Origin of the sequence: Aerosakkonema sp. BLCC-F183, assembly GCF_041929145.1 — a bacterium.
Classification (GTDB): Bacteria; Cyanobacteriota; Cyanobacteriia; order Cyanobacteriales; family Aerosakkonemataceae; genus Aerosakkonema.
In genome coordinates this window covers 38,552-55,874 of the sequence record NZ_JBHFNU010000096.1, presented here as the reverse complement: position 1 = coordinate 55,874, position 17,323 = coordinate 38,552, and the positions used below count along the sequence as shown (strand labels likewise).

The window sequence follows — 17,323 nt, the reverse complement described above, 5'->3', positions numbered from 1 at the left end:
TGGCAGCTTTCTGAGCGCAATTAACCAAAAAAATCAAGTTGCGACACCCTAAAAGCACAGCATTAAAATTGAAAAATATTTAAATTATGCCATTGATAACTTCTTACACCTAGAAATACAAAAATGTCTCTAAAAGTTGAATTATTAGAACAAAGTTTCCAGCGCATTAAACCTCACGCGGAAGAATTTGCCGCTAGTTTCTACGAAAACTTATTTGCCGCTAACCCCAGAGTAAAACCGCTATTTGCTCATAGCGACATAAAAAAGCAGCAGGGAAAGTTGCTGAGTGCTTTGGTGTTAGTAGTAGAAAGTCTCCGGAAACCAGAAGTTCTCAAGGAAGTTCTTAAAGACTTAGGAAGCAGGCACGTCAGTTACGGGGCAATACCAAAATATTACCCGTTAGTCGGCGCGGTGCTGTTGGCAACTTTTGAACAATACCTACAAGAAGATTGGACTCCTGAAGTTAAGCAAGCATGGGTGGATGCTTATAGTGCGATCGCAGCTTTAATGTTTGAAGGCGCAGGTTATCCAGCCCAAACTCTCGAATTAGAAACAGTAACAATTCTTTCACCAGCCCCACACAAATCTACCACTGCAATCAAGGAAGTTGCAGCATCAGTTACCCCACTTCCGCCACAACAAAAATTATCAATCGCTTCCACCGACGAGAAGAAAACAGCGATCGGACAGCGGTCTTCTGGTGAGATGTTAAAAGATGCCGCCAGTGCAGCGCCACCTCCATTAATAGAAAAACAAGCAATCGCTTTTGTAGGGGAGAATAAAGCACCAATCGTGCAGAAATCCACTACCAATGTAAACGAATTTACAGCTAATGTCGCGCCACCTCCGCCACAAAAATCCGGTGCATTACAAGTAGAATTACTCGAAAGTAGCTTCGCCAAAATCAAACCCCAAGCAGAGCAATTTGCAGCTAGTTTCTATGAAAACCTATTTGCAGCTAACCCCAGAGTCAAAACTCTATTTGCTCATAGCGACATGAAAAAGCAGCAAGGAAAGTTACTCGCTGCTTTGGTATTAGTAATAGAAAGTTTGCGTAAGCCAGAAGTTCTCAAGGCAGTTCTTAAAGATTTGGGAGCAAGGCACGTCAGTTACGGAGCCATACCCAAATATTACCCGCTAGTTGGCTCTGCTCTAGTCACAACACTAGCGCAATATCTACAGTCAGATTGGACAGAAGAAGTCAAGCAAGCCTGGGTGGATGCTTATAGTGCGATCGCAGCTTTAATGTTTGAAGGCGCAGGTTATCCAGCCGAAACTTTGCAATTAGAAACACTACCAATCCCTTCAGCAGGCGAGCAGAAACCACCAACACCGCAAGAATCCACTACCTCTATATCAAAAAGTACAGCATCGACGACTTCTTCGGTATTAGAAAAAGCACCAGCACTAACTCCTTCTCCGGTATTGGAAAAAGCACCAACTCCGCAGAAATCCGGCGCTTTACAAGTAGAATTACTCGAAAGCAGCTTTGCTAAAATTAAGCCACAGTTGCCGGAATTTGTGGTGAGCTTCTACGACAACCTGTTTGCCGCTAACCCAGGTGTGAAACCGTTATTTGCCCACATCGATATGAAAAAGCAGCACAAAAAGCTGCTGAGTGCCTTGGTGCTGGTAGTAGAAAGTTTACGCAAACCAGAGGCTCTGCGCCAAGTGCTTCAAGACTTAGGATCTCGGCACGTTGCCTATGGCGCTTTACCAATATATTATCCCCCAGTGGTTTCTGCACTGTTGGTGACTTTAGAACAATATCTACAGCAAGATTGGACTCCCGAAGTAAAGGTTGCATGGGAGAATGCTTTTGCGACGATCGCCAATGTGATGTTGTCAGGTGCCGGTTATGCAGCCCCATCTCTGCCATCGCCGCCAGTACCTACTTTTTCTAATGACACAGTAACGGTACCAGTTACAGAAAAGTCTCCCGTTTTCCAGAATGAATTAATTAATAACAAATTCACTCTGCTTAAAACTCAAGCGCAAGAACATATAAAACGCTTAACATCGGTTGTTAAAGAAGGTGTAACAACAGAACAAATACAGGAAAAACTTACTGTTTCCCAGGAAACATTAGTTAAATGGTTCTGGGAACTACCGACATGGGCGATCGCCAGCTTTGCAGCCTTAATATTAATATCGCTCGTTCTCATCAGCGATGAAAATTCCCCTCTAGCAAAAATTCTGGGCAGTGCTGACGCTATCAGCGTTCTGCTGGCTTTGATTCTATTCATCAAAGAAATTCCCGAACGTAGGAAACAATCTCACTATCAAGCTTGGAGCATCATAGATGGAGCGGAAGGCGTAGAAGTTAGCTATGCTAGGTTAATGGCATTACAAGATTTGAATCGCGATCGCGTTTCTCTTAGAGGGGTAAAAGTTGCTGGTGCAAAGTTAGAAAATATCGATCTAAGCGAAGCAGAATTAACTGAAGCGGATATGAGTAACGCCGATCTCGATGAAGCCAATTTCACTCGCGCCAACCTCAACCGCGCCAATCTCAGTTTTGCCAGTCTCACTCGCGTCAACTTCAGCCGCGCTAACCTCAGTTTTGCTAAATTAAAAGGTGCAAGAATGGCTGGCTCTAACTTTAAGAATGCCAATTTGCTCGGTGCGGATTTAAGTGATGCTTTCTTGACTGGTGTAGATCTCAAAGGTGCTAATTTGAGTGCAGCTAACCTCAAGGATGCCAACCTGAGTGGCGCTAACCTGGAAAATGCCACTTTGACTGGTGCCAATCTAGAAGGTGCTATTATGCCTGATGGTTTCCAAGAAGGGTAAGATTTTGCCAAACCTGCCCCCTTCTTTTATAAGAAACGAAGGGGAACTATCGATCGTTTCGATTACAACTGTAAATTTTCCAATTCTTGCCACACACTATTCATAAATTCTTTGGCATCCTTGATTCCCATTTCTCCCAAAGCAATCCACTCCTCATCGCTATGCTCTCTATCCATTCCCATTACTTCTCTCGTCCAATAAGGCAAATTTGATGGGTTTTCCATCAGATCGCGAACTATCTCTAAAGCACTCTTACCAGCTACTTTCTCATCCCAGCCGATCGCCAAACAAAATCTTAGCAATTTCGCTAGGTTGCTCTTAGGCGGAATCGACAACAGCAAGGCCATATTTTCTGCAAGATAATATTTTTGGATGTCCATTTGCATCTACTCTTTTAGTTAGGCATTGATGACATTTAGAATACTCCAATTGTCATCTATCTAAAGATTGGCTTAGGAAATCTTAAGCTTCATTATTTATGGTTTGGGGTAGGCGCGATCGCATTCCGCTAGAAGGTGCGTTAGGACTAGGACTTCCCTATTTGTGACGATTTCCCTCACTTACAGCCTGTCGAGAGATCCCTGTTTTGTGGAGAGATCCCCGACTTCTTCAAGAAGTCGGGGATCTGTTTTGTGGAGAGATCCCCGACTTCTCTAAGAAGTCGGGGATCTGTTTACCTCAGACTTAGCGTTTTTGGATAAATCAAATAAAAAAAATAACGATATATCAAATATCTACCTTTAGGCAGTATTTTGTCGTACACAAAACTTGTTAGCAATAGAAGATAAAATTAAAGTGAATCCTGAAATAATGAAAAAAATTACCAGTTTTCGATTGTTCGTTACTAATTGTTCAGATATAGCAAGTACCTTCGTCCATTAGGACGTTCTAATTCCACCAAGCCCTTTATTATAGCTTCTTTTTTTGACTTTTTCTAGCCCCTAGCTATATGCCACAATACTTTGGAAAATTGCCCACGACAAATCAACCTTGGACAACAATCGGAACAGTGCGATCGATCCTACACGACGATCGCGACGTTTGGTGCTATTGCGGCGATACCCGCCTTGCCATTAGCATCCTAGCACCCAACTTAATCCGCGTTCGTCTAGCACCAAATGGCGAATTTACACCGCACAGTTCTTGGTCTGTTGCTTTAGATGATAAAGAATGGCCTATCGTACCTTTCCAATTTAAAGAAACTGCTTCAACCATAGAAATCGAAACAGAAAAGATGCGCGTTTCAATTCAACGAAACCCTTGCCGCATCGAATTTTTTGACAAAAATGGCCGTCCATTTGCTTGCGATACCGAAATGAGTATGGGTTGGCGAATGGGTGCAGTTGCTGCTTGGAAACGCATCGAAGCAGACGAACATTACTACGGTTTTGGCGAACGTACAGGATTTCTCGATAAATTATCCGAAGTTAAGACAAATTGGACAGTTGATGCGCTAGATTACGGTTCGCTTACCGACGAAATGTATCAGGCAATTCCATTTTTTATGGCATTGCATCAGGATGAAATTCCCCCCAGTTCACGGGGGGGATTAGGGGGGGTTAGTTATGGTTTATTTTTTAATACCACATTTTGGAGCCAATTCGATATCGGTGCCGAAAAACCCGGTGTTTTGCGAATGGAAACTCGCGGCGGCGAACTCGATTATTACATTATTTATGGCCCAGAACCAGCCCAAATACTCGATACTTATACGCAACTGACGGGGAGAATGCCCCTACCGCCAAAATGGTCGATCGGCTATCATCAATGTCGCTGGAGTTACGAATCGGAAACAGTAGTACGAGAACTGGCAAATGAATTTCGCCAACGCAATATTCCCTGCGATGTAATTCATCTCGATATCGATTATATGCGCGGTTATCGCGTCTTCACCTGGAGTCCGAAACGGTTCCCCTATCCTGCTAAACTGATTGGCGATTTGAAACAAAATGGTTTTAAAACAGTAACAATTATCGATCCGGGAGTTAAGTACGAACCAGAAGCAGATTATCATGTGTTTGATGAAGGAATAAAAGACGATTATTTTGTTCGTAATGCGGATGGTCAACTATTTCACGGCTACGTTTGGCCAGATAAAGCAGTATTTCCCGACTTTTTGCGACCCGATGTGCAGCAGTGGTGGGGCGACTTACAAAAAAGCCTCACCGATATCGGTGTTGCCGGTATTTGGAACGATATGAACGAACCGGCATTAGACGATCGACCTTTTGGAGATCCCGGCAATAAAATTTGGTTTCCCCTCGATGCACCCCAAGGAAACTCCAACGAACTCACAAATCATTTAGAAGTACATAATTTGTATGGCTTGTCAATGGCTAAAGCTTGTTTTCAAGGGCTAGAAAAGCATCGTGCGTCAGAGCGATCGTTCGTGCTGACGCGATCGGGTTTTGCAGGCATTCAACGCTGGTCATCTGTGTGGATGGGTGACAACCAATCCTTATGGGAGCATTTGGAAATGTCGCTACCGATGCTTTGCAATATGGGATTGTCGGGCGTGCAATTTGTCGGTTGCGATATTGGCGGTTTTGCTGGAAATGCCACAGCGGAATTATTCGCTCGATGGATGCAAGTCGGAATGCTTTATCCCTTAATGCGCGGTCATTCCGCAATGAGTACCGCACGACACGAACCGTGGGTATTTGGCGAAAGAGTCGAGAAAATTTGCCGCGAATACATCAATTTGCGCTATCAATTATTGCCTTATATTTACACACTTTTCTGGTCAGCGGCGACAACAGGCGCACCGATTTTGCGTCCGTTACTTTATCATTATCCTAACGATCCGAAAACCTACAATCTCTACGATCAAGTATTACTCGGCCCGTCCCTGATGGCAGCACCCATCTACCGACCCGGAATCGAACATCGCGCCGTATACCTGCCCGAAGGTACGTGGTATGACTGGTGGAGTGGCAATCGCTACGAAGGGCCAATTCACATCCTCGCCCACGCGCCTCTAGAACGAATGCCTCTGTACGTTGGCGGCGGTGCGATTATCCCAATGGCACCCGTAATGCAATACGTTGACGAACGTCCCCTCGATCGCTTAACGTTGCGTATTTGGCCCGGAACAGGTGAATGGACGCTTTACGAAGATGACGGTCATACCTTTGCCTACAAAACAGGCGCTTGGGCGACCACAACTTATCGCGTTTATCGAGAAGGACAACAAATAATTGTCGAAATTGGGGCGCGTGAAGGACAATTTTCGCCACCAGTAAGGGATGCGATCGTCGAACTCGTAGGCATAGGAGAACAGCATTTCCAAGATGATGGTACTGCAAAACATTTCACTTTTTGAACTTTTCAAGTGATCGAAAAAGCCGGTTTCTATGGAAAATCGTGCTTGGCGACGAGAAATCTCCGCAGAAATCGGGTTTTTGGCCTCTGCGTGCGTAACTCCCGTTTTAATTAAAAATCTGTAATTGGGAATACAGTTTGATGTATCTTTTGACAGAAGTTACAGCCTTAATTAAACACTTAGGATACTTGTGACAAAAAACAAAAAGGAAAATACTATGCAACGCCTTTTTTCCAGTTTAAAGCACGCATTTCGCCAAAGCTTTTTCATTTTCAGCTTGATTAGTTTGATTGGCCTCTCAAGTTTATTCATTTTCAGCCCGCCAAGTTTAGCCGCCGCCCCCACAGAAAGACAACCCACTTTAGAGAGAGGAATTGATAAAGCCGCTCAAACTAACCAAGCTGGCCATAATCGCGTAGATGCTTACGAAAAAGCAGTGAAAGCAGTTGACGATCCTCAAGGTCTGGATAAAGTTTACGAAAAAAATCTCGGCAAATACGAAGAAACACAACCAGATACAGGCATCATCAAAGAAGCTAGCAAAATAATTGAAAAAGTCACCGGTCAAGAGTAATCTATTTTTCAGAACTTTCGCAACTGGCCAATTAAACAAAGGTATGTTGTTGCGCTGTCTTCGCTAAAGCGCAACAACATACTTAAAAACTAACTCTACTTTTTGTGCCGATCGTAAAAATTTATCTAATCGTAGGGTGGGTTAGGCACGGGCGATAATTTAAACACTTTCAACCAATAATTTAGTTCCCTTACCGTAACCCACCGATCGCAATCTACTGTAACATAAATAAACATTTTCCCCATAAATCCGAAAGAGCCTACGATATAACATATTAATTGGTACGAATTTGAGGCATGGTGCGTTAGGCACTTTTGACTTTTGACTTTTGACTTTTGACTTTTGACTTTTGACTTTTGACTTTTTAGTCCCTAGCTATAACGTTGCAATTCCTGTTGCAAATGTTTTCCCCACTCAGTAGCTATAGCTATATCTGTGAAGGGAATTCGGATAGAATCGGTTGTATCTGCAAAAGAAAATTCTAACGCTACTGAACGACCTCGATCGGGTGGATTTTGTAAATCAGCTAACTTGTCATCTACCATTAGAGAGATTGATTTGACATTTTTCAGAGAAAACGTTTGCAGATTCACTGGTTCTGTGCGCGTAGGTTTTCCCCAAGTTAAATTGCTGCCATTTTGACCCAAAACAGCATAAATATCGTACTTTGCCCGCTCAAATTGCGACGCCCAGCGACGATAAGCTTCAACCTTTTGAAATTCGTTCCAGCCAGCCCAAGCTAACCAAATAAATAGTGCCAGCAGTGGCAGCCAAATAAGACCTCTTTCCATATTTCCGCGATCGACTTTTGGTAAATATCCTGCAACAACAGTTTCTAAACTGGGTGAGGTTGAGTTATGGTGGTGATCGAGCTGTCCCTACCCCTGGCAGGTTGACATGAAAAAGCTTTTTCTTCTGAGTTTGTTTATCATCGGTCTCGGTTTCGCCATCTTTAATTTTAAAGGACTGGCAGCCAGAGGCAACTATGACTCGATCGTACTGGACTTCCGGGAAGATGTTCCAGCGGCCCAAATTGCCGAAAAGTTGAGCGCGATCGCAAAACAGTACCACGTTAACCCTTATCTCAATAGCGAGTTCTCTGTAAAGGATAATGTCTATATTGTCAAGGGCGATGAGAAATTACTTAACGCCCTGAAAAAATCAGATCTAGCCAAACAGACAGAATCTATTGAGCCAAACTATCTGTATTACGCCCTAGAAATCCCCAACGACCCAGAGTACAGCAAGCAGTGGAACCTGCGAAGCATCAACATCGAGTCAGCGTGGGAAGAAACCAAAGGTAGCGGTGTGACAGTAGCCGTCATCGACACTGGCGTCAGCCGCGTTCCGGACTTGCAAAAAACTAATTTCGTCAAAGGCTACGACTTTGTGAACGACAAAGTAGAAGCTGATGACGACAACGGACACGGCACCCACGTTGCAGGTACGATCGCACAATCTACCAACAACGGTTATGGCGTCGCCGGCGTCGCCTACGAAGCCACCATCATGCCGCTGAAAGTCCTCAGTGCAGGCGGTGGCGGTACAGTTGCCGATATTTCCGAAGCCATCAAATTTGCCGCCGACAACGGTGCAGGCGTCATTAACATGAGCTTGGGTGGTGGCGGTGCCAGCGAACTGATGCAAGAAGCCGTTGACTATGCCCACAGCAAAGGCGTAGTTGTAGTAGCAGCAGCGGGTAACGAAAGCCGAGATTCCTCCTCCTACCCAGCTCGCTATCCCCATGTAATCAGCGTATCCGCACTCGGCCCCGACGGTGAAAAAGCACCCTACTCCAACTTTGGTGCAGCTGTGGATATCGCCGCTCCCGGTGGCAGCGAAGCTGGTAAGATTCTCCAAGAAACCATTGACTACCAAACCGGCGAACCAATCTTTGCCGGTTATCAAGGCACCAGCATGGCATCTCCCCACGTTGCTGGAGTCGCCGCGATGGTAAAAGCAATGGGTATCGAAAACCCAGATGAAGTCGAAGAAGTCCTCAAAAAATCCGCACTTGCGGTCAAAGAAGACCCCCTCAACCACTTTGGTGCGGGAAAACTGGATGCCGCCGCAGCAGTGAAACTCGCCGCCAAAGGACAAATCACCTTCCGCGACTTCTTCCGCTGGTTGCGCGAAAATGGTTATCTCAACCTCCGCTTCTGGTTTGATGGCGGTGCTGTAGCACTCCTACCTAAGATACTGATGGTATTGGGTTCCTACCTGTTAGCCTGGTTCTTGCGGAACTATTTACCCGGCTGGACTTGGGGGCTAAACAGCGGTTTAATCTTTGGCAGTTCCGGTTTGTTCTTCCTGCGCGGTTTATACGTCTACGATGCGCCCCAGTGGCCTTTCCGAGTCTTGGGTAGTTCTATTCCCGAACTGGGTAACGCCATTCAAGGCACTAGCGCTTTAAACCCGATATTTGCCAGCGTGCTAATTCCTTTAGTTTTAGTAGCGCTGTTGCTGGGAAATCGCAGTTGGAAGTGGTTTGCGATCGGATCTGGCATAGGTGTGGCCAGCTGCTTGCTTGTCAGCGCCGTGATGATGCCTCATGTCATGTGGCTGGGAGAAGGTATCTGGGCCCGCGCTTTCCTGATCGTCAACGCTCTACTCTGTTTCGGACTTTCTCGGTTAGCTATGCAAGGAGAAAAACAAACTGCATGAGTTTAAGCGTCACAGGTACGATCGAACGCAAAGGACTTGGGCCAGGAACCTGGGCTATAGTCACCGATAAAGGGGAAACCTACGAACTCTACGAAGGTGGCCCAAAAGAACTGCACGAATCCGGATTGAAAGTCAAAGTCAAAGGCGAAGTCCGAGATGATGTCATGTCCTTTGCCATGATTGGCCCCATCCTGGAAGTCAAATCTTTTGAGGTCGGTAAGTAATTACCGGAAAATCGGGGTTTGTAAGGGGGAGATTGAAAGCCTCTTCCTTATAGGGAAGGGAAGATGAAAATCTCCCCCCTTACACAAATAATTGAGCGGCAGCGAATCGATAGTTTTAATCTGCGCTATCGAAAACCTGGGTCTAAAACCCCGTCCTTCCAGGACGGCTTTTTTAGCTGCGGGCAATTTCTCTTTAGCCTCTAAAATTTTTAGACAAATATCTAACCCAGCCTCTAATCCATCTTCAAATTATCGTCGATATTCATCTCCACAATCACCGATTAGCTCATACAAATTCCGCGACTTTTCAGAGATGGAATCAATGCGATCGCCATCTTGCGCGTCTAGTGCAAAATCGAACACCTTCGCATTTTCTTCTATATGTTCCGATATGCTAAGTCTAGCACCGACGATCGCACCACCCACCGCTGGTTTATCCAGAACATAACGCACAGCTACGTTGGCAATACTTACGCCATATTTATCTGCTATTTGCTTGAGTGTATTCAGCAGTTCTTGGAAAAGATTCCACCCTCCCCAAGCATCGACCATATTTTTGTATTTTCTCAAGCTAACGGTGAAAAGATCTCCCCCTCGCGGTTCGGGATGACCCAAATATTTCTCCGACAACAAACCGCCGCAAAGTGTCCCGTAAGCAAACAGCTTAATATCGTGTTGTTGACAGAATTTTATCATGCTTACTTCCGGACGGCGATCGACCAAAGAAAATTGCACTTGATTGGATACAATTTTTATCCCTGCATCGGTGATAATTTTCAAATGCTCGGTATCGAAATTGGTTAAAGCTAGGTGTTTAATTTTTCCTTCTGCCTGAAGTTCCGCCATGTATTTTAGCGCATCCAGGTAGTTTTTATCCCTATATTCCCACCAGTGAAACTGTACCATATCCAAACTAGGTACATCCATTCTTCTGAGGGATATATTAATGTTATCTTCGACTACTTTACGAGTCATTTTGCTAGGGCGAGGTACCCATTTGGTGAAAGCTTGGAGATTTGATAATGCTGCTTGGCCGCGATTAGCAATTAATTGCCGTCTGAACTCGCCAATAAAATCTTCTGCGGGGCCATAATGGTCTGCTAAGTCCCAAGTGGTAAAACCCGCATCTATGTACTCGAACATATTAGAAATCGCGGTTTTTTGGTCAATTTTTCCGTGAGCGCCCGACACTTGCCACATACCATTGAGGATACGGCAGATGTTCAGATCGGGGGTAAGTTGCAGTCGGCTTGATGCAGGTAGTTTCATGTCGATCGCTTGGATTTTGAACTTAAGCTGTAGGGGTAATTCATGAATTACCCCTACAGGCAGAGATAACTTATCTATTTGAGTCCACTTAAGTGGACTTTTGCTATTAGCTGGGAACTTGATTTCCCAGGGGGATTAAAGCACAGATGCAAAATGCGAACCAAATCAAAACTGAACCCAACTGCCGTGGAAACCATAAGGTACGCGACTGGGTAGTGAAATTCTAGCAACAGGTTCGGCGGTTATTTCTTTAGCACTTACTACGACTAACTCGGAAGTTTCTTGGTCTTCGTCGTAAACAAATGTGACCAACCAGCCGTCATCTTCATCAGCAGCATCTGGTTGCGGCACAAATACTGCTTCGCCGCCATAACGTCCTTGCCCAAATTCGTGAATTTGGGAAGTACCGCTAACAAAGTCATACTTGATAAAGCCATCGAACAAAGGTACTGAAGTTGGGGCCGATCGCGCTGTATAACCGTAACGATTTGGACGTCCTACCAGTTGTTCGTTTACACGCGGAAATTCCGAGGGTATATCATCAATTTGTTCTTGTTTCATCGTACCAGTGCGGAGATTAAATCGCCAGCGGTGCAGCAGGGGAATATCGCTTTGGCTATTTTGAGATGTTGGGGAGGCAGCAAGCACGCTAGTGCTTTCCATGCGACAAGCGATGAGTACGATTTCATCTCCTTCTTCGTAGGCGTTGAGAGTGTGAAAAATATAACAAGCTGGTGCTTCAAACCAGCGAATGTTACTGTTATCTCCGTGGCGGGGAACGATGCCAAAGCGACTGGGTGTGTCCGATTCAAACATAAATGCCGGTTCGCCTCTTTTCATCCGTTCGGCTCGGAATGTGAGGGGCAAATCCATAAATATGGTGTAGTTTTCCGTGATGGCAAAGTCGTGCATCATCACGCCAACTGGTAAGTCAATTGGAACTGTTTGCAGCAACTTTCCTTCGGGAGAAACTACGCTGTATTGCAGATAAGGCGGTTGCGCTACTCCGTAGCCAAAAAACATCATTTCGCCAGTTACGGCATCGACTTTGGGATGGGCGGTGAAAGCGCTTTTTAGCTGGTTTTCATAAGTGTAGGAACCGACTGTTTCCAGTGAGGGTACTTTGATTTCGTGGGGTTCTCCGCCTTCCCAAAGTGCTAGCAGGCGTCGATCGTGCCATACTAAGGCTGTGTTAGCTGTGTTCTTGTATGGGCCATAGGGATTATTTTCCTGAATCGGTTCAAATATGCCCGTCCAAATGGCTTTATCGGCGTTGTGTTCGATTTGCCATCCTTGCGTTCGCACGTAACGGTTACGATAGGTAGCCCTGCCGTTGCTGATTTCTACTGCGTGTAACATTCCGTCGCCGTCGAACCAATGGTAACGACCTTTTGGGCGAAACTGGGGATTTGGGCCGTTACGAACAAACATCCCGTTGAGGTTGGGTGGTAGTTCGCCTATTACCGGGAGGTCTTGAGCTGTAATTTCCTCTGGGACTGGGGCAAAGTTACCTTCTAGATAGGGATTGACTGCTGTTGTTGTCATAACTCTGAATTTGCTTAATCGCTGGCTTTCCCTATTTTTACAAATTGTTACATAAGTAGCGATCGTTTTGGCGCAAGACCTTCTAAAATATCGATTCATTAATCCCAAAAAGCGGGTTTCTATAGGTCGCGCAATGAAATATGGCTGTTTGCAAAACAAGAAACACAGGTTTCTGGGCAAAGACAACGCCAAATCCAAAACGTTGGTACCAAAAGATGAGTAAATCTTCATCTATCAATAGATAGAGATTTTTATGGGATATCATTGTAAGACGATAGCCATCAACCTTCAACGGAAGAAGTTTCTTCCCTTTTTTTTCACTTTAAAAATCTAAACTTAAGTAAAAGCTCTACAGGTGGGATTGAAAGCTGAAATCTCAGAAAAACAACGAATAGAGACAACACCAATAAATTTAGGTATGGTAAAAATTATCACTTTGTTACTATAATGCACAAAATTTATAAGATTAATCAAAATTTAAACTTTCTCACGGATCTCTATACAGGATGCGATCGGCAGCTTTCCAGCCAGTGTAAGGGAATTAGTAAAATTATAGTAACTTCATCTCCTCTTGCCGCCCACACCTGACAATTTTCATAATAAAAGCGATACCCAGGGAGATATTGAGATGAGAATTCTGCTAGTAGAAGACGATGAGACAGTCGCAGGGCTTGTTTGTGACTTCCTTAGCAAACAACATTACGTCGTCGATGTTGCTGAAGATGGAGAAGCTGGTTGGGAATTAATAGAAGCCTATACTTACGACTTGATTCTCCTCGATGTCATGCTTCCTAAAATGGATGGTATGACTTTGTGCCGTCGAATACGATCTGGTGGGTATCGTATGCCCGTACTCCTCCTCACGGCTCGTCAAACTAGCATAGATAAAGTTACGGGTTTAGATGTGGGAGCCGATGATTATGTAGTCAAACCTTTTGATTTAAAAGAATTAGGCGCTCGCATTCGCGCCTTGCTGCGACGGGGAAATTCTGCTTTGGCTCCCGTTTTGCAATGGGGAAAGTTACACCTTGACCCCAGTACCTGTGAAGTCACTTATGAAAATAAAATAGTTCCTTTAAGCCCTAAAGAATATTCTTTATTAGAGCTTTTTTTACGCAATAGTCGTCGTATATATAGTCGCAGAGCAATTTTAGATCACCTTTGGTCTTGGGAAGATGCTCCGGGAGAAGATACAGTCAAAGCTCATATTAAAGGCTTGCGGCAAAAATTTAAATCTGTAGGCGCACCTGTGGATTTGATAGAGACAGTTTACGGTATGGGTTATCGTCTCAAACCACTATCTAAGGAACAGGAGGAAGAGAATCTGCCCTTGATTTTAGCGGCTGGTTTGCCCGAGCGATTAACATCCTGGTTGCAGGAGCGATTGGCTTTGCCAATCGAAAGAACTGATAGTAGTGAAGAAATGCTGGATGAACTAGAGCGAGGAAACTGGTCTTTACTGTTACTGGATGCGAGCGCGATCGATCCTACTGTAGCCAGAGTCTTAGAACAAGCTTATTCCCGACTCAAGGAAGCAAAACAATCAATCATCTATTGCTTCGATCCGAATTTAGCGACTAATTTACCAAGAAAACTAATCGGTCAAATTTTACTTCACCCTTTGGATTGGGAGGAATTAGCTAGGAGCGCAGCAGACACTTTGGGATTGACTTTAACTCCGGCTCAGCAATTGTCTACTTCAGATTTAACATTGCCTATCGAAACAGAAAACAGCCAATTGAAATTATCAAATTTACCCGCAGAAATTATTCATAACAAACAAGGGAAAAACAGCGCGATTGAAGATAAATCCGAGGTTCCACAAACGGAAATAATTACTGTTAATAGTGAAGACCCAACAAGTAATGAGGGCGCATCTATTGATAAACTAGCACGGATAGAATCGCTACAATCAGCAGTGGGAGGACTTTGGGAAAAGTTCAAAGACAAAATTATTAATCGTATTGCGGTGCTAGAACAAGCAAGTGAAGCTTTACTGGCAGGAACACTTAACGATCGATTAAGAGAACAAGCAATACGCGAAGCTCACAAATTAGCTGGGTCTTTAGGTACATTTGGTTTTGTTAAAGGCTCTTCAATAGCGCGGGAAATAGAGGAATTATTACAAGTAAAACAAGGGGAAACACATTCTCATGCCAGCAATGCGGACGAAGATCGACCACTACAAAAAACAACACTATCTACAGGCTCTTCCGGTTTGTGGAGTGGCTTAAAAATATCGCCAGCCCACGAAGTAAATATAATGCGCCTTTTTCAATTGGTGACAGCGTTGCGCCGGGAACTGGAAGCAGCTTCAGATGCAAATACTACCGATACTTTTCCTTATGCTGGGTGGCAGAGTTTATTAAATAATAATAAACGTAGACTATTAATAATAGAACCAGATCGACAGTTGGCAGAACCGTTAGTTAGAGAAGCAGTTACTTGGGGAATGCAGGTAGAGAGTCTTAGCAATTTGTCTGATGCCAAAGTGACAATTGAAAATAGTAATCCTGATTTAGTGCTGCTCGATCTTTATTTTGGCGATTCTACTGAGAACGGATTGAAGCTGTTGAAGGAACTATCGGCGCAAAATCCACCTGTACCAGTTATTATCTTGACATCTCGCGATACTTTCAGCGATCGTGTAGAAGTTGCTCGTATGGGTGGGTGCGCTTTTTTGCGAAAGCCGATCGAACCAGCCGGTGTGATGGAAGCAGTTAGTCAAGTGCTACAAAAAGAACGCAATAATGAATTTAAGGTCATGGCAGTAGATGACGATCCTCAAATACTCTCCACTTTAGAAACTATATTGCAGCCTTGGGGCATCAAGCCGATTTCCCTAGACGACTCGCGACGTTTGTGGGAAGTCCTAGAAGCGACTGCACCGGATTTGTTGATTTTAGATATAGATATGCCTCATGTGAATGGGATTGAAATATGTAAAGTCATACGTAACGATCCGAAGTGGAACTATCTACCCGTGCTTTTTCTTTCTAGCCACACTGATGCCGAAACTATAAAGCGGGTTTTTGGCGTAGGCGCTGATGACTACGTATACAAGCCAATTATAGGATCGGAACTGATCGCCCGTATTTTCAATCGCATACACCGAGTCAGGGTACTGCGGAGTATTTCTGAAACGGATATTTTGACTGGAGTACTCAATCGACGCAAGTTAATGCAGGATGTACAGCGGTTTTTAGGGATGTGTAAACGTTATGGACAAACTTTATCCTTTGCCATTTTAGATTTCGACTATTTTCAGGAATTTAACGAAGAGTACGGTCATGCTGCTGGCGATATGATGTTGCAGCGATTTGGCAAATTGCTGCTGGAAAGTTTCTGTAGTGAAGATGTGGTGGGCCGTTGGGCTGATGGAAAGTTTGCGATCGGTATGTACGCTCTTAACAAAGAATCTGCCGCAAAACGCTTGAGCGACTTAATAGCTTGTTTCCAGCAATCGGAGTTCGATCGCCCAGAAGCAAGGAAGTTGCAAGTCCATTTTAGCGTTGGTGTGGCTCAATATCCTGATGATGGTGGTGACTTACAATCTTTATATCATAATGCTGGTAAAGCACTAGATTTGGCTAAGGCAATGGAAGGCGATCGCATCACCTGCTATAACTTACCATAAAATCTAAAATCGAAAATCTAAAATCAGCATGGCAGCCAAGCGCATTTTAATCATTGATGATGAAGACGATATCCGAGAAATAGCTCAAGTTTCCTTGGAAACTATGGGGGGTTGGGAAGTGCTAACAGCTGCTTCCGGTGACGAAGGTTTAGCGATCGCCTCAGAGCAAGTGCTTGACGCCATTCTCTTGGATGTGATGATGCCGGATATGGATGGCCCCACTATTTTTCAAAAGCTACAGGCAAATCAAGCCACCCAACACATCCCTGTGGTCTTATTGACAGCTAAGGTTCAGGCGGCAGAACAGCGCAGATTTGCACAGTTGGGCGTAAAGGCTGTATTGACTAAACCTTTCGATCCGATGATGCTGGCAACTCAGCTAGCAAAAGCACTAAACTGGAGCCAATAAACTGGCAATTAAGCTGTAATTTGCTGGAGGAAGCCGTGTCACTTAATGTGGGATTTCAAGATCGCAACAGTGCCGGTGAGCAGCTAGCCCAAGCGATTAATGCTCAAATCGACCAGGTTCGGGAGCAAGGAATTTCGGCTTCCCCCATTGTCTACGCGCTACCTCGCGGCGGTTTGCCAGTGGCTGCACCTGTGGCTCAGAAGCTGGGTTGCCCTCTAGATATTATCGTGGCTAAAAAGATTGTTCAGCCAGAAGACCCAGAACTAGCCATTGGTGCTGTAACTGTAGATGGGCAGGTGGTGTGGTCAAATCGATTGCCTTTCCCGGAAGATCGTCCGCAATTACAACAAGCGCTCCTTCAAGCTCAAGAAAAAGCGATCGATCAATTCGATCGCTTCGCTGCTTATCGTCCTAAAATTACGCCAGAAGGTGCGATCGCCATCTTGATCGATGATGGCATTGCTACCGGGATGACAATATCTGTGGCGACTTCGGCTCTGCAACTTCAAAAAGCGGCACAGGTTTGGATCGCTACGCCTGTAGCACCTCTGGGATTGATGAAATTTTTACGCCGAATTTGCGATCGCGTTATTATACTCGAAACGCCCCAACAGTTCTTCTGCGTCAGTCGCTTTTATGTAGAATTTCCCCAAGTCGAGATGGAAGATGCTTGTAGCTTGTTGGAGCAGGTAAATAGGGGTTAGGGGTTAGGGCGTCGGGATTAGGGGAGCAGTGGAGCAGTGGAGCAGGGGGGCAGGGGAGCAGGGGAGCAGGGGAGCAGGGGAGCGGGAAGAAATTCTTAATTTTGACTTTTGACGGAGTGACTTTTGCCTTTCCCTCCTCCACGGACAACGGACAACTGACAACGGACAACGGACAACTGACA

Annotated in this window: 12 protein-coding genes; 8 read left to right on the top strand and 4 right to left on the bottom strand. The window is 44.8% G+C overall.

Annotated features, from left to right (window positions below):
* The first annotated feature begins 123 nt into the window (after window positions 1–123).
* Window positions 124–2,793 carry a globin domain-containing protein gene (locus tag ACE1CD_RS28165; RefSeq protein ID WP_374826922.1) on the top strand — a complete coding sequence of 890 codons (2,670 nt, stop codon included), beginning with the start codon at window positions 124–126 and terminating at the stop codon, window positions 2,791–2,793.
* A 62-nt stretch (window positions 2,794–2,855) separates the two neighbouring features.
* On the opposite strand, the gene ACE1CD_RS28160 is transcribed toward ACE1CD_RS28165, so the two are convergent.
* Complete coding sequence (locus ACE1CD_RS28160) at window positions 2,856–3,173, bottom strand: hypothetical protein (RefSeq protein WP_374826921.1); 318 nt, start codon at window positions 3,171–3,173, stop codon at window positions 2,856–2,858.
* A gap of 569 nt (window positions 3,174–3,742) precedes the next feature.
* Here ACE1CD_RS28160 and ACE1CD_RS28155 point away from each other — a divergent pair.
* On the top strand, window positions 3,743–6,115 hold the full coding sequence (locus tag ACE1CD_RS28155; protein ID WP_374826920.1) for a glycoside hydrolase family 31 protein: 2,373 nt from the start codon (window positions 3,743–3,745) through the stop codon (window positions 6,113–6,115).
* A 217-nt stretch (window positions 6,116–6,332) separates the two neighbouring features.
* Window positions 6,333–6,689: a hypothetical protein gene (locus tag ACE1CD_RS28150; protein WP_374826919.1), complete on the top strand. Its 357-nt coding sequence runs from the start codon at window positions 6,333–6,335 to the stop codon at window positions 6,687–6,689.
* 371 nt (window positions 6,690–7,060) lie between these two features.
* On the opposite strand, the gene ACE1CD_RS28145 is transcribed toward ACE1CD_RS28150, so the two are convergent.
* Window positions 7,061–7,480, bottom strand: coding sequence for a hypothetical protein (locus tag ACE1CD_RS28145; RefSeq protein ID WP_374795902.1), 420 nt, complete (start codon window positions 7,478–7,480; stop codon window positions 7,061–7,063).
* Between the two features lie 106 nt (window positions 7,481–7,586).
* Here ACE1CD_RS28145 and ACE1CD_RS28140 point away from each other — a divergent pair, with 106 nt between their 5' ends.
* On the top strand, window positions 7,587–9,353 hold the full coding sequence (locus ACE1CD_RS28140; RefSeq protein WP_374826918.1) for a DUF5942 domain-containing protein: 1,767 nt from the start codon (window positions 7,587–7,589) through the stop codon (window positions 9,351–9,353).
* Window positions 9,350–9,577, top strand: a complete 228-nt coding sequence (locus ACE1CD_RS28135) for a hypothetical protein (protein WP_190473756.1) — start codon at window positions 9,350–9,352, stop codon at window positions 9,575–9,577. Before ACE1CD_RS28140 ends, ACE1CD_RS28135 begins: the two co-directional genes overlap by 4 nt.
* A 249-nt stretch (window positions 9,578–9,826) precedes the next feature.
* On the opposite strand, the gene ACE1CD_RS28130 is transcribed toward ACE1CD_RS28135, so the two are convergent.
* Both ACE1CD_RS28130 and ACE1CD_RS28125 read right to left on the bottom strand, forming a co-directional pair.
* Window positions 9,827–10,846: an aldo/keto reductase gene (locus ACE1CD_RS28130; RefSeq protein WP_374795904.1), complete on the bottom strand. Its 1,020-nt coding sequence runs from the start codon at window positions 10,844–10,846 to the stop codon at window positions 9,827–9,829.
* A 165-nt stretch (window positions 10,847–11,011) separates the two neighbouring features.
* The gene (locus ACE1CD_RS28125) at window positions 11,012–12,391 is read right to left on the bottom strand and encodes a carotenoid oxygenase family protein (RefSeq protein ID WP_374826917.1); all 1,380 of its coding nucleotides are present in this window, start codon (window positions 12,389–12,391) and stop codon (window positions 11,012–11,014) included.
* A gap of 628 nt (window positions 12,392–13,019) precedes the next feature.
* On the opposite strand from ACE1CD_RS28125, the gene ACE1CD_RS28120 reads away from it, so the two are divergent.
* The 3 genes from ACE1CD_RS28120 to ACE1CD_RS28110 are packed head-to-tail and all read left to right on the top strand — an operon-like array spanning window position 13,020 to window position 17,141.
* Entirely contained in the window at window positions 13,020–16,028 is a 3,009-nt protein-coding gene (locus tag ACE1CD_RS28120) for a response regulator (RefSeq protein WP_374826916.1), read from the top strand.
* 28 nt (window positions 16,029–16,056) lie between these two features.
* The gene (locus tag ACE1CD_RS28115) at window positions 16,057–16,437 is read left to right on the top strand and encodes a response regulator (RefSeq protein ID WP_374795907.1); all 381 of its coding nucleotides are present in this window, start codon (window positions 16,057–16,059) and stop codon (window positions 16,435–16,437) included.
* 35 nt (window positions 16,438–16,472) lie between these two features.
* A complete protein-coding gene (locus ACE1CD_RS28110; RefSeq protein WP_374795908.1) occupies window positions 16,473–17,141 on the top strand; it encodes a phosphoribosyltransferase in 669 nt (222 codons plus the stop codon).
* Window positions 17,142–17,323 lie beyond the last annotated feature (182 nt).